12 protein-coding genes are annotated in these 13,035 nt (G+C 57.2%); 4 read left to right on the top strand and 8 right to left on the bottom strand.

Going from position 1 to position 13,035, the window contains the following annotated elements; translation table 11 throughout:
- Positions 1-229: 229 nt before the first annotated feature.
- The 4 genes from HPC62_RS16515 (at position 230) to HPC62_RS16500 (ending at position 4,434) form a co-directional block, all read left to right on the top strand.
- Positions 230-946 (top strand): TVP38/TMEM64 family protein, encoded by a 717-nt coding sequence (locus HPC62_RS16515; protein WP_390820378.1) that lies wholly within the window; start codon positions 230-232, stop codon positions 944-946.
- A gap of 321 nt (positions 947-1,267) precedes the next feature.
- Positions 1,268-2,323, top strand: coding sequence for an AI-2E family transporter (locus HPC62_RS16510; RefSeq protein WP_172357468.1), 1,056 nt, complete (start codon positions 1,268-1,270; stop codon positions 2,321-2,323).
- An 88-nt stretch (positions 2,324-2,411) separates the two neighbouring features.
- Positions 2,412-3,779, top strand: a complete 1,368-nt coding sequence (gene tnpC, locus HPC62_RS16505) for an IS66 family transposase (RefSeq protein WP_172357466.1) — start codon at positions 2,412-2,414, stop codon at positions 3,777-3,779.
- A 22-nt stretch (positions 3,780-3,801) separates the two neighbouring features.
- A complete protein-coding gene (locus tag HPC62_RS16500; protein WP_172355171.1) occupies positions 3,802-4,434 on the top strand; it encodes a DNA-3-methyladenine glycosylase family protein in 633 nt (210 codons plus the stop codon).
- A gap of 147 nt (positions 4,435-4,581) precedes the next feature.
- On the opposite strand, the gene HPC62_RS16495 is transcribed toward HPC62_RS16500, so the two are convergent.
- The 8 genes from HPC62_RS16495 to HPC62_RS16460 form a co-directional block, all read right to left on the bottom strand.
- Complete coding sequence (locus HPC62_RS16495; RefSeq protein ID WP_172357464.1) at positions 4,582-4,938, bottom strand: Spx/MgsR family RNA polymerase-binding regulatory protein; 357 nt, start codon at positions 4,936-4,938, stop codon at positions 4,582-4,584.
- Between the two features lie 246 nt (positions 4,939-5,184).
- Positions 5,185-7,152: a serine/threonine-protein kinase gene (locus HPC62_RS16490; RefSeq protein WP_172357462.1), complete on the bottom strand. Its 1,968-nt coding sequence runs from the start codon at positions 7,150-7,152 to the stop codon at positions 5,185-5,187.
- 142 nt (positions 7,153-7,294) lie between these two features.
- The gene (locus HPC62_RS16485) at positions 7,295-7,951 is read right to left on the bottom strand and encodes a V4R domain-containing protein (RefSeq protein ID WP_172357460.1); all 657 of its coding nucleotides are present in this window, start codon (positions 7,949-7,951) and stop codon (positions 7,295-7,297) included.
- A 184-nt stretch (positions 7,952-8,135) separates the two neighbouring features.
- Positions 8,136-8,627, bottom strand: a complete 492-nt coding sequence (locus HPC62_RS16480; RefSeq protein WP_172357458.1) for a globin family protein — start codon at positions 8,625-8,627, stop codon at positions 8,136-8,138.
- A 147-nt stretch (positions 8,628-8,774) separates the two neighbouring features.
- A complete protein-coding gene (locus HPC62_RS16475; protein WP_172357456.1) occupies positions 8,775-9,116 on the bottom strand; it encodes a hypothetical protein in 342 nt (113 codons plus the stop codon).
- On the bottom strand, positions 9,113-9,790 hold the full coding sequence (locus tag HPC62_RS16470; protein ID WP_068509716.1) for a V4R domain-containing protein: 678 nt from the start codon (positions 9,788-9,790) through the stop codon (positions 9,113-9,115). The genes HPC62_RS16475 and HPC62_RS16470 overlap by 4 nt, the downstream gene beginning before the upstream one ends.
- A 324-nt stretch (positions 9,791-10,114) precedes the next feature.
- Positions 10,115-12,295, bottom strand: a complete 2,181-nt coding sequence (locus HPC62_RS16465) for a mechanosensitive ion channel family protein (protein ID WP_172357454.1) — start codon at positions 12,293-12,295, stop codon at positions 10,115-10,117.
- Positions 12,296-12,326: 31 nt separating this feature from the next.
- Positions 12,327-12,908: an FKBP-type peptidyl-prolyl cis-trans isomerase gene (locus HPC62_RS16460; protein ID WP_172357452.1), complete on the bottom strand. Its 582-nt coding sequence runs from the start codon at positions 12,906-12,908 to the stop codon at positions 12,327-12,329.
- Positions 12,909-13,035: the final 127 nt, after the last annotated feature.

The following is a 13,035-nucleotide window of genomic DNA, read 5'->3' as shown; positions in this document are numbered from 1 at the left end:
CCCCTTGTTAAGGGGGACTAGGGGGGATCTCTGAGGGCTTAACATTACAGGCGATACCTTTTCAAACACCCTCTTAGATTGGTAGACTGCTCACCCAAAATCCAAAATCGAAAATCCACTCCCCGATGCTCCTCTCCTCCACTCGCCTGCTAAGGCAAAAGGACACCCTATGATGGTTTTACGATCAGTCCGACGAAATCGAGCGTTGCAACGGATGGTTTGGTTTGTCATGAGCGCGATCGCCCCTTTTCTGCTCAGTTTGCCAGTGCTTGCCCAAGACGCGGCGAATTCTGGCGGTTTTCATCCCCAGGAGTTGCTAAGAAATGCTTTGCAGTGGATCGACGGGCTGGGCGTGGTGGGCGGACTGGTGTTTGTTGCCATTTATATTGTCGCGACGGTGGCTTTTTTACCCGGTTCTATTCTGACGCTGGGTGCGGGTGTGGTGTTTGGTGTGGTGCTGGGGTCGGTGTATGTGTTGATTGGCGCAACCCTGGGGGCGATCGCCGCTTTTCTGGTGGGTCGCTATCTGGCACGGGGCTGGATTAGCCAGAAAATTGCAGGAAACCAGAAATTTGCCGCAATTGATGGTGCCGTTGCCCGTGAGGGCTTCAAGATCGTGCTTTTGACCCGGCTTTCGCCTGTGTTTCCCTTCAATCTGCTGAACTATGCCTTTGGCGTGACGGGGGTTTCGCTGCGGGACTACGCGCTGGGGTCGATTGGAATGATCCCTGGCACTATTATGTATGTCTACCTCGGCTCGCTGGCGGGTGACTTGGCGCGAATCGGCAGCGAAGGTCAGCCCACAAATGCGGCGGTGCAGTGGGCAATTCGGATAATTGGCTTTATCGCAACGGCAGCGGTGACGGTATATGTGACCCGCGTCGCCCGCCAAGCCCTAGCCGAAAAGGTGAGCGAACCCGTGGGCGATCAGGAAGTGCGGCTGTAGGCCGAAGCCGTAGCCTATTACGCAGCAGCCTATTCCGCAGTCGGGGATTGACCCGTCGTGCGATCGCCCTTTCGATCTCCCAGAGTCTTTACAGATAGGGCCTACGCAGTTGGACAATTTCTCGCGGGCGCAGCCCGCGAGAAATTGTCCAAAACCCAAAGAGATTATCGCAAGTGCGTAAGTCCTGACAGAATCGGGAATGAACAGCCGACACCGACCATCCAAAATCGGCAATCCAAAATCCAAAATCCCTATCCCCTTCTCTGCTGAGAATGATGCAAGATTGTAGAGAATCATTCCCTTTACGTATCTCTGGCATTCATGTTTGCATCCTTCAAAGCTCTTCCGGGTTGGCTGCGGCTGTGGATTTTGTTTCCTCTGGGGTTTCTCAATCTCTGGCTATTGCTGTTGCTGCTGGACTATCTCAGCCCGTTTGTGGGTGTGTTGGGTTCGGCAGCAATTTTTGCATTTCTGCTGGATATTCCGGTTCAGGAGTTGCAGAAGCGGGGGGTGCTGCGTGGCTGGGCGATCGCCCTTGTTCTCAGTGTTTCGCTGCTGGTGCTGACGCTGGTGGCGGTGACGCTTGGCCCGCTGCTGCTGCAACAGTTGAGCGCTCTAGTAGCCAGCCTGCCGCAACTGATCGACTCTGGCAAGCTGCAACTGCGGGCGTTGCAGGAATGGGCGATCGCCCAAAACTTGCCGATCCAGCTTTCTGACCTGCTGAATCAGACAATCAACCAATTGGGCAGCGTGTTTCAAATTGCGGGCAGCAAGCTGCTGGGCATTTTGACTGAAACCATCACCAGCCTGATCAATGTGCTGTTCTTTATCGTGCTGACGATTTTCATCCTTGTAGGTGGTGAGGCGGCCTGGGACGGCATCTTTAGCTGGCTGCCCGCACCTTGGAACGAAACGCTGCAAGACTCCATCCAGACCACCTTTCGCCGCTACTTTGGCACGCAGGCGATTTTGGCGGGCATTCTTAGCGTGGCGCAGACCGTGGGGCTGCTGGTGTGGGGGGTGCCCTACGCGGTTCTGTTTGGCGTGACGATGGGGGTTGCAACGCTGATTCCCTACGGCGGTGCGGTGGCCACGGTGGTGATTAGTATCATTGTGGCGCTGCAAGACTTTGGGCAGGGCGTGCGGGTGCTGATTACGGCGATTGCCATTGGCCAGATTAACGACACTCTCCTGTCGCCCCGACTGATGGGCGAAACCATTGGGCTAAACCCCATCTGGCTGATTGCAGCACTGTTTCTCGGCGGCAAGGTTGGCGGCGTGCTGGGGCTGCTGGTGGCCGTGCCCATTGCCAGCGTAATCAAAAGCACTGCCGATCAAATCCGTCAGCCAAAGCCTATGATTCCGTCCAGGCTGTGAAGACACTTTCTGGCATATACGCGTTTTCGTAATTGCTCAACTAGGTTGACCTGAGCAGGGCCATAGCAGAAGATGATAAGCTTTTGCCATGAAGGAACTGCCCTCCCTCGATGGACTGAGCCATAGCGAAAAGGATGCCCTGATAGGCGGGCTGTGGCAGGAGTTGCAAACGTTGCGAGCGGAGGTGGAAAGGCTGAAGCAAAAACGGGTCAAGAAAACGTCAAAGAATTCGAGTCTGCCTCCATCTCAAGGCTTTAAGCCCAATCAGAGCCGTGTTCAATCAACTTCCGTCAAGGGTGAGGAAACGAGGCATCACCGCAACGGTGGGCGGACATTGAGCCAACAACCAGATCAAGTGGTGATAGCCCAAGCTAAAAGCTGTCCCCACTGTGGGGTCGAAGTTGACTTATCAATGCAGCGATTGAGTGGGATTTACGAGCGCATTGAATTGCCCCGATTGACCCCTCACATCACCCGAGTTGAACGCTACGGTGGGACTTGTCAGTGTTGCCAAAAGGCGTATGAGGCTCCGGTTCCAGTCGGATTAGAGCCAGGGTCTCCCTTTGGTACGAGTGTTGCGAGTCTAGTCACCTATCTACGCTACAGCCATGCGATCAGCTACCAACGGTTGAGCCACTTGATGGGCGACCTTTACGGTCTAAAGCTGTCGGAAGGAGCCATTGCCAATCTCTTGCAACGGGTGCAGGGGCAGCTAGAAACTCCAATTGCCAAGATCGTGGAACGTTTACGCAGTGCTCGGCTAGTTGGTAGGGATGAAACCGGGGCGCGGGTGAATGGGAAAAACCAGTGGGAATGGGTGTTTCAAAACGACCAGGTGTGTCTGCATGGGATTCGTCCCACTCGTGGCAAAACGGTCATTGATACCGTGATGGCTGGGCATCAACCGCAGATTTGGGTGTCTGACTTATTCAGTGCTCAGGCAGCCCATCCGGCCCAAGACTGGCAAGTATGTCTAGCGCATCAACTGCGTGATTGTCAGTATGCGATTGATGCAGGGGATGATTTGTTTGCGCCCCGGATGAAACGGCTGTTGCTCAAAGCCATCGCCTTGCAACGGCGACGACAGATCCTTGCCACCTCGACCGTCGAACAGTATTGCGCTCGATTGCGTGGGTCACTCCGAGAGCTTCTCAACTTGCAGCCCAAATCAGTCGAGGGACAAAGGTTGCTCAAACGCTATCAGAAGATTCGCGCTCATCTGTTACTGTTTCTGACCGATGAGGCAATCCCGCCGACTAATAATGCGAGTGAACAGGCGTTGCGCTGGAGTGTAATCTTTCGCAAGGTGACCAACGGATTCCGCTCAGACTGGGGAGCAGAGTTATTCGCTCAGGTGCGTTCGCTGGTCAATACTGCAAAGCGTCAGGGCATTTCTGCCTTTGATGCCATTTCTCGTGCCCTTACCTCACATCAGTTCGATTGGCTATTGGGTTGAGTAATTACAAGAAACGATTAAGATGGACTATTCAAGGGCGATCGCCCATTTGCAAGCGGCTGATCCCATCCTGGCAGCGACAATCGAGCGCAGCGGCCCCTGCACCCTCTGGCACGATCGGCAGACAGGCGATTTGCTGGAATCTCTAGCGGAATCCATCATTTACCAGCAGCTTTCCGGCAAAGCCGCAGGCACCATTCACCGCCGCTTTTTGGCACTCTATCCCCACACGCCGCACCCCACGGCTGCCGAAATTCTGGCTACGCCGGACGAGGTGTTGCGGGGTGCGGGGCTATCTCGCGCCAAGACGCTGTACGTCAAAGACCTGGCGCAAAAAGTGCTGGACGGGCTGCCCAGCCTAGAGGATCTGGAGCAACTGGAGGCTGATGCAATTATCCGCACGCTGACCCAAGTCAAGGGCATTGGCAAATGGACTGCGGAAATGCTGTTGATCTTTCGGCTGCACCGCTGGGACGTGCTGCCTGTAGACGACTTGGGCATTCGCAACGGAATGCGCTTGCTCTACAGCCTGCCCGACCTGCCCAACAAGAACACCATGCTGCAAATCGCCGAACCGTGGCGACCCTACCGCACGATCGCCGCTTGGTATCTGTGGCGCAGCGTGGATATCAAAGCGATGGGAAAAGAGGGGTAACGGGGTGTGGAGATGAAGAAGCACAGAGCGGGAGAGGGACTTCAACCCTCTCTTGCTCTCCTTCTCCCAAGTCGGGAGAAGGGGGCAGGGGATGAGGGCAGATTGAAAGTTGCACATCGCGTCTCGTAACGTTCTTCCATCACGCTCCTACACGCCCAGCGTCTCCTTCACCACGGCCTCCGCCGCCTTGAATCCCACCATCACGGCCTTGCCGTCTTTCACAAACAGCGGTCGCTTTAGCAGCATGGCATCTGCGGCAAAGGCTTTGGCCCAGTCTGCGTCGTCCCAGGTGTCTTTTTTCTCGCCCAGCGCCCGGTAGGACTGCCCTGAAGTGTTTCGCATCGGCTTTGACCCCAGCGCCGCGATCCAGTCCTCAATTTGCGCTTGGGTGGGTGGGGTTTCTTTGGTGTTGATGAACTCGTACTCGACTGCGTTGCGATCGAGCCAGGCGATCGCCTTTTTGCAAGTTCCGCAGTTAGGAATTCCGTAGACCTGGAGTGCCATTGCTGATTGACTTTCTGAGTGCCTTTGGTATCGATTTTAGATTTTGGATTTTAGATTTTGGATTTGCGATGTTGGGCTGCCAATTCAGCGGCTTTAGGACTGCGGCAAATTGCATCTACAGCGGCCTTCAGGCACGCTGACCCTTCAGGCACGCTGATACAGTGCCCAAGATTTTAGATTAGCAGGCTCTGGCTGGCAGTCCTCTGCAAAACACCAGATTCAAAAGCTTCAGACCATTAAGAACATTCAAAACATCAAATCCGTATCCATTTCCTTCAGGTTGAGCAAATGAAGTTGGGATTGGGCTTCGGTCTGGGTTGCCAGGAGGATGCCTGTGGTAGCAAACAGGGCGATCGCCACAGGTGAGGCAGGGCCCTGAAACCGCCCAACGGGTTGTCCCAGGTCGTCCAGCAGCAGCAGATCGCCCGCAGCGCTGGCCAGCACATAGCCCCAGTTCGCCGCCGCAAGCAACTTCGGCACAATTTCCACACCCAGCCGCACCACCCGAAATGGCTTCAGGTCAATCATCAGCAGCGCGTTGGGGTCGTCTGCATCGCAAGCGACTAGGCGATAGGGGTCGGAGGCGGCGGTGATATGGCCCAAACGCACAGGTAGCGTCAGGCAGCCCAGGCGATCGCCCCGTCGGTTAAACACCTCCAGCCAGGTTTCAAGGTGAGTATTGCCTCTCAAAATCTGCGACACCAGCACCAGATGCCGCCCGTCCAGCGCCGCCACATACAGCAATTGCCGACGATGATCGGCGGGGACTGGCAGCGGGATGGGGTTTGGCGCAGTCCACAGGGAGGTTGGGTGCTGCCCCAACGCGGCCCCATCAGGCAGCGATCGCAGCGTTAGGGAACCCGCTGCACCATCCCCCGACGGAGCGGCGATCGCCAGCCATCGCCCCGCCGCCTCGATCGCCACCAGACAATCCTGCTCCGTTTGGGCAATGGTCTGACAGCGCCAGGGCTGATTTGCATCGCTAGGCGGCACATCTAGCAAATAGATAGCCTGAGCGGCGATCGCAAAACAGCCCTGCGGCCGCACCTGCAATGCCCGAATAGGCTGCGGCAATTGCACAGCAGCCGGTGGGTCAACGTCTGCCAGGGGGCTGGGCCAGACCTCGGTGAGGTGGGTCTGGAACGAGACGCGATCGCCACTGGCTCGGTAGGTTTCTACCCTTTCTGGAAAAGGCTGGAACAGTGGCGTTCCCCGGCTGGGAGCGATCGCCAGCGCGGTGGTCGGCTGCTCTAGGGTCATAACGGAGCGCGATCGCCACGGCAGGAGCTTTAGGGGCTGGACAGGAGAAACAGTGGGCAGCGCCGGGGAAATCGTCATCGAGCGCGATTCGCAAAGCGATCCCTGCGGGCAGCGCCCATCCCAGTTGAGATTACCCAACCCATAGTCGGTGGCAGATTGCACGAGCGATCGCCACATCTCGCCCGCATTAGAAAATCGCCTCGCCGCCAGCTTTTGCAGCGCTTTCGACAGCAGCGGATGAAAGACAGCCGGAATCGAGTCCGGCAGCACCAGCGGCCGATTCAGATGAGCCGACATTAGCTCCGTTGGCGTGCCCGAAAACGGACGATAACCCGCCAGCAGTTCAAACAGCAAAATGCCGACGGAATAGAGATCCGCCGCAGGGGAATATTGTCCGTAAAACCGCTCCGGGGCCATATAGGCGGGAGAACCTGTATTTCCACCCCCCGACGGCGACTCCGCCAATTCCTGCCGCAGCCGCGCAATGCCAAAGTCTGAAATGCGGGCCGTCCAGCCCCACCGCTCCACGCTGAGGAGGATATTTTCTGGCTTGATATCGCAATGCACAATGCCCTGGCTGTGGGCATGTTCTAGCCCCGCTAGCATATCCGCTACCAGCTTCAGGCTTTGGGCAGGGTGCAGCCGATGGTCTTCGTTCAACAAGCTGCGAAGCGTCCCCCCTTCGCAATAGTCCATCACCAGATAGCGACCCGTGGCAGTATGCTCTAGCGCCTGACAGGTGACGATGTTTTCGTGCTGGAGCGTCAGCAAAAAGCGCAGTTCGCGCAGAAACTTGTGGGTCGGGAAGCGCTGTCGCTCCAGGTTTTTGAGGGCGACCAGTTGCCCCGTTTGCCGATGCACCGCGCAAAACACCCGACCGAATTGCCCCTGCCCAATCAGCCCCAACTGGCGATATCTAGAGCGCTGCCGCTCTTTTTTGGAAAAGCTGGCCACGGGTCACGCGAAAAAGAAGGGTTGAAACACAACAGGAACCCGAAGATGATTCAGGTTCCCTGAAGACTGGGATCGGTTGCAGCAGCATTGGCTCTCAAATCAGTCACAGATAAAGCGCTGGAGAACATTACAGGACGTTACGCTAGGCTTTGCAAAGCTGCTGCATAATTGCCTCGTGGTCGAGATTGGTGACCATCGTTTCGGCTGGCTCTAGCCGTTTGGGTAGCCCCAATACGAAACGATTGCAGTCTGCGCCCATCGACTCGCAGGTTGTTTGCACGCAATGCAACTCTCGCCCCGTAATCTGGCTAAAGAAAGAGGCCAGAACACCCGCTTCCAGATGACACACAGGCTGGTCTTTGCGGGGAGCCAGTCGCGCAAAGGGCGAGTTCCAGATCTTCACCACCAAAAAGCCGCGATGCTGATAGGTTTGATCCAGATCAATCTTGCCCCAGCCGTGGGTAATCCAGCACTGCTGGAGGCTCTGTAAAAACTCCACCATCGGCATATTCGACAGCGGCGTGCCGTAATAGTCGGTCAGCTCTTCCGAAAAGCGGCTGTAGAAGGTCTTGCCCCACCAGCGCCCGCAGTTGTATAGCACCAGCCGCGAGGCTTGGCCAGTTTCTTTGTCTAGCCCGCTGTAGATTGCCTGGATCAGCGTTTCGGGGAGGGCAATCAGGCGATCGCCCTGACGGTTTTCCAGCAGCCCCATTTCCAGATCGCTGCGGACGTAGGCATCGGTCGCAAAGTAGCTGCCGGGAATGCGGTTATTAACCAGTAAATCAGCGACGGAGATCATAGGTTTGTAGGGGTCAGGGATTGGGGATTAAGGAGCGGGAACTGGGGGTTGGACGGTCAGAAGTCCGCAGGGCAGGACGCAGGATTTTTGAAGTGGGGCAGTCCTTTGGCTAAATACTGAACACTAGATCCTGAACACTAAATCTGAACACTATCTGATTGCTGCCCCCCTTGACCTGTGCTGCCTAAAACAGGGCGGCTGCGGTGAGCGGTGCTTCGCCCGAAAGGTGCAGATCGCTCTGGGCGATCGCCAGCATCGGCAGCAGGAACTTGACCTGCTGGGGCGCGAGGTGATGGCTGAGGGATTGGCTTAGCAGGCGAAACAGCGCCGAGTCGATGCGCTGGCTGTCGTAGGCCTGAATCATTTGGGCCATGGGTTGCAGGCGGTCTTTGAGGAAGGCCTCATCGTTCATCAGCATGGCAGTAGCGCAGTGACGCAGCACCAGCAGCGCGTTTTTGACGCTGCGCTCCAGGGTTTCGGTCGATTCGCCGGGCAGTTCTGCCACCAGCCGATCGGCGGCTTGCTGCATGATAGTGATTTCGCGATCGCGCAGGCTGCAATAGGCATCCAGGCGGGCGGGAAGCGACTCGACATACTGGCTCAGCACGGCCAGTTCTTCGGGCTTGAGGTAGCGGTTTTCGGCTTCGTCGAAGAGTGCGTCGATTTGTGGGTGCATGGTGAGGGAAGAGGGAAGAACGAAGAGAGAAGAACGAAGAGAGAAGAACGAGGAGGGAAGAAGTTTGGATTTTTGTTTTTCGTTCTTCGTTTTTCGTTCTTCGTTTAAAACGTGGGGGAAAAGAGGGTTTAACTAGATATGGCGGGTTTAGAAGAGGTCGGAGAAGTCGTCGAGGGTGAAGGCATTGGCGGCGGGCTGGGGTGGCTCGCTGGAGAGGGGCAGATCGACTTCGGGGGCGATCGCCCTGCTGCTAGATGCACCATCCCAGTTCACTGAGGTAAAGAACTGGCGCACTGTCAGCATCAGGCTTAGCGGGCCGTCGCTGCTGGTCGCATCTAGGCGCACCTGCTCCACTTCGGGCGGGTTGTCGTCCCAGTTGATGCTGCTAAAAAAGCTGTGGGTGGTTTGGTGCAGCCAGGACGGGGGTTTGGGTTCGGCACTGGCGGGCTTGCTAAATCCGTTGCGTTCCATCAGGGCAGTGGGGTTCATTTCAGCCGATCTCCTGAGCGCAGCCGTTTTTCAATGTCTCGCGCCGTCGCGCCCTCGTTCATCCAGAAGGTGGCGGCATCGATGCGATCCTGTCCGCCCAGCAGAAACTTGCAGTAGGTTTCGCCCATCGAGTAGCACTGGATTTCGATGCAGCTCAGTTGCTTTTTCACCAGTTCAGTAAAGAAGCCTGCAAACAGGCCAGCGTAGAGATAGCAAACGGGTTTGCCCACGTCGCCCAGCGTCCGCGCCACGGCCGAGTCGAAGATATTGATGAACATGAAGCCCTGCTTGCGATCGCCCATGTCCACTTCCCAGCGTCCCCAGCCCTGCGAGGTGAAGGGCCACCACCAGGTTTCCAGCAAGAACAGCAAATTGGTCTGGCGAATGTTGCGGTCGAATTCTTTTTCAAACCACTTTTCAAAGAAGAAAGCGTCTTTTTGTCCCCATTCGCACCCAATCGTGTACATTGTGGCGGCGGAAGCATCGCCCACTTCTTCCTCCAGCCCTTCCACCAGACCAATGATGAAATCTTCGGTGGTGAGCAGGTTTTGACTGCCGTTCCAGTCCACAATCGTGCCCTTGTCGGGGTCAAACTGGAAAAAGTCGCGGAAGCCGTAGTGGTTGTGCTTCTTCGGGTTCCGCTGTTTGGTTGGGTTCTGAATGGCGTTCACCATAGTGGATTGCGGGGAGTAAGGGGGAACAGGAATCAGATCCGGCACATTTAGTAAAGGTTATACAGCGTCCGAATTTGATTTTTGAATTGTAATGTTGTGTGTTGTTTGCAACGGGGCTAAATCAGGACATACTGACCCACTGCCGACTGGGTTGCAGCACGACTGACTCCAGCGCTGAGTTGCTTTGAGCTTAATGTTCCCACCAAAGGCTAGAACTAACGAGGGCGATCGCCCTCTGATTGTAGAGATTTGTGAAGGGCGACGTTGCGACTGGCTCTGGGCAAATGGGTTGGGCGATCGCCCTTCTGCCTGATTTGGTGCAGATCAGAAGGAAGGCTCAGCACTGCTGCGAGTACCGTCCTCCCGCGCTCCAGGCTCGTCACCAGGCTTGTCACCAGACTCTTTAACAAGTTCGTCAACAGGCTCATCAAAAAGATGGTTGGGCAACTTCTCATGGGCGTGGAGGCTGCGGAATAGCTGCTGTGGCATTCCAATGTCGATGCCGTGTTTCTCGAAGGCGATTCGCACCCGCAGGCGAAACTCGCGCCCCACCGCGAACTGCTGCATCGGCTGCGTATCTAGCCACACGCGAATTGAAATCCCTTCATGGGACAGCGTTTCTACGCCCAACACTTGCGGCGGGTTATAAAACTTATCGCGCCACTGCGGGTCGTTGTACAGGCCCTGCGCCACGTCGCGAATGACCGACAGCACATGCTCGATATTGCTGTCGTAGGCGACCGTGATGATCAAATCCACCCGCGACCACAGGCGCGTTTGGTTCTCAACCCGATCGACCATGCTGTTGGGAATCGTGATCAGCCGCCCATCGCTGTTGCGGAGTTGCGTCACGCGCAGGTTCATGTTTTCCACTAGTCCGGTGGAGTTGCCAATGGTGACGACATCGCCAATGGCGTACTGATCTTCGGAAATAATCAAAAACCCGTTGACCAAATCGCGAATCAGGTTTTGCGAGGCCAGCGACGCTGCGAAGGCCAGCACTGCACCAAAGGTCAGCACCGACCCCACAGGCAGCCCCAGCACGCTAAGTGCCCAGCCCAACCCCATGAGATACGCCAAAAAGGTCTTCAGCCCCTTCATAGCAGTGACGATGGTGGAAATGCGGAGCGATCGCCGCTGGGCTTCTTCCGGGGTGAACAGGTCATTTTCTTGCCAGGCGTTGGAGAGTCCGTTGATCAGCGCGTCGCCCAGCCGATTGAGCAGACCCACCAAAAACCAGATCAGCAGCAGGCTGAGGGGCTTGAGCCAGATGGATTCCGTCAGAGTGTACGTGCCGGGAAAGCGCGACACGATTAGCACGATGCCACCCAGCCAGATCAGGATTTGTCCCCAAAAGGCAAGCCATTGCAGAAAGGAAACGGCACTGAGTCGCCGATCGAGGGTGAAGATGCGGCGGAGGGCATCGAGCCAGGAGGGAGAGTATGGGGGAGCAGCAGGGGGGGTGGGGGTGTTCAGGGCTTGGGGCGATTCCTGCCGGGATTGTTTTGTGAATCGCGCTGGGGGACTGCTGTCGGTTAGGGCACTGCCAACGGAGCTAGATGAGCTTCCGCTGTCTACCTGGCTGTCTAACGTGGTGTAGCGCGGGGACAGGAGTTCTGCGTCGGCAGTGGGCAGTGTGGAGTTGGGTGCAGCCAGCGGATCATCCTTGAGATTGACCGCCGCTGCGTAGGTGACATCGGCCCGCATGGCGGTTCTGGCGGCTTTGCGGCGGGCTTGCAGGCGATCGCGGCGACGTTTCAGCCAGCGCTGTACCAGCCACAGCAGAAAACTGGTGCCGATCATGACCAGGGCGATTGCTTGGGCAATCAGGGTTTGGCGCTGAATCGCCGCAGGCTGGCGAATTTCAATGGCCTGGGTCAGTTCCCGCTGCAAAATCTGCTGCCATTCTTCCGCCAGTTGCGGCACGCTGCGGCGGTGAAACTGGGCATCGAGCGGCGTGACGGTCAGCAGCGGCTGGGGCAGAGAGTTGGCATCGCGCACCGTCAGCACGGTTCCGTCGCGCAGGGAATCTGCCTCGACTCGCAGCGTATTGGGGTCGAGGGTTGGGGTTTGAAAGAGCCATGCCATGCCTGCGCCGCCCCGTTCGGTCGGATTGCTGGCCAGCACCCATCTCAGGTTGGACTGAATCGTGGCAATGCGGTCTTCGACGGGCACCCGGTCGCCCGGATTGCGGCGATCGCGCACTGTCAGCCCCGTGACTGCAAACAAAGGCTTGCCTTCAAACCGCACCATGCCCCATTCCAAATTTCCCACGCGCTCTATTGCATCCGGCGGGCGAGTGGGGTCAGCAGCCGTAGAAGTGGTGGGAAGGGGAACCTGGGCCATGGCGGGCGCAAAACTGCTGGGGGCGATCGCCAGCATCAGGCTAAGCCAACCCACCACACAGCACAAAGCTGGCCGCCGCAAGCTGCGCCGAGCGAACCAAAATTGGCGATCGCGCTGGGTCAGATATCGCCGCATGGATTGCCACACGAATTGCTGCATGGGCCAGAGTCGCCGACAAATCAGCGCAACCTCAGCCGCCGATCCGCAGCAGTTCTACATCAAAGACCAGCGTGGCATTGGGGGGAATCACGCCGCCCGCGCCCCGTGCGCCATAGCCCAGTTCCGGCGGAATAATCAGTTGGCGACGGCCGCCGACGCGCATCGTGCTTAGCCCTTCGTCCCAACCGCGAATCACCTGACCCATCCCCAGCCGGAACGAAAAGGGCTGGTTGCGATCGCGCGAACTGTCGAACTTGGTGCCGTCTTCCAGCGTGCCTGTATAGTGGACGATGACGGTTTGTCCAGCCTGGGGCTGTGCGCCCATCCCCTCGACCAGATCCACATACTTCAAGCCCGATTCGGTCGTCACCACCGCCGCATCGTCTCCCAAAGGTGCGCTCACAGAACCTTCTCCTGGGTTGATAAGATCAGCCGCCCCCGCTTCAGCCAGCAGCACGGTGTCCGACTTCACAATGCCAGACCTTGCTGCGGCAGGGGCAGACGGCTGGGCAGAGTCGGCGATCGCCGCTTGCCGCGACCCGGTGAACTGCGCCACCAGCAGCACCACACAGCACAGCACCATTACCCCAAAGCTAATCAAAATCTCTCGCATAGAACCCTCCCGCAGCAGGATTACCAAGTCAGCCACTCCCCAGTGTATACCGATTGCGGATCGGGCGACTGCGGATATGGCGATCGCGGCGGGGTGATTGCGCTAGGAGGTTGGAATCGGGCTTCCA

The sequence above is a fragment of the Thermoleptolyngbya sichuanensis A183 genome (genome assembly GCF_013177315.1).
In the GTDB taxonomy this organism is placed as follows: Bacteria; Cyanobacteriota; Cyanobacteriia; order Elainellales; family Elainellaceae; genus Thermoleptolyngbya; species Thermoleptolyngbya sichuanensis.
Note: the sequence above shows the minus strand (reverse complement) of the source record. Positions and strands in the feature narration are given on the sequence as shown.

Coding starts and splice junctions, on each gene's coding strand:
- tnpC (WP_172357466.1), top strand. CDS start 2,412: ATGAAGGAACTGCCCTCCCTCGATGGACTGAGCCATAGCGAAAAGGAT.
- HPC62_RS16485 (WP_172357460.1), bottom strand. CDS start 7,951: ATGATCTCCGTCGCTGATTTACTGGTTAATAACCGCATTCCCGGCAGC.
- HPC62_RS16515 (WP_390820378.1), top strand. CDS start 230: ATGAGCGCGATCGCCCCTTTTCTGCTCAGTTTGCCAGTGCTTGCCCAA.
- HPC62_RS16480 (WP_172357458.1), bottom strand. CDS start 8,627: ATGCACCCACAAATCGACGCACTCTTCGACGAAGCCGAAAACCGCTAC.
- HPC62_RS16460 (WP_172357452.1), bottom strand. CDS start 12,908: ATGCGAGAGATTTTGATTAGCTTTGGGGTAATGGTGCTGTGCTGTGTG.
- HPC62_RS16500 (WP_172355171.1), top strand. CDS start 3,802: ATGGACTATTCAAGGGCGATCGCCCATTTGCAAGCGGCTGATCCCATC.
- HPC62_RS16470 (WP_068509716.1), bottom strand. CDS start 9,790: ATGGTGAACGCCATTCAGAACCCAACCAAACAGCGGAACCCGAAGAAG.
- HPC62_RS16475 (WP_172357456.1), bottom strand. CDS start 9,116: ATGAACCCCACTGCCCTGATGGAACGCAACGGATTTAGCAAGCCCGCC.
- HPC62_RS16495 (WP_172357464.1), bottom strand. CDS start 4,938: ATGGCACTCCAGGTCTACGGAATTCCTAACTGCGGAACTTGCAAAAAG.
- HPC62_RS16510 (WP_172357468.1), top strand. CDS start 1,268: ATGTTTGCATCCTTCAAAGCTCTTCCGGGTTGGCTGCGGCTGTGGATT.
- HPC62_RS16465 (WP_172357454.1), bottom strand. CDS start 12,295: ATGCAGCAATTCGTGTGGCAATCCATGCGGCGATATCTGACCCAGCGC.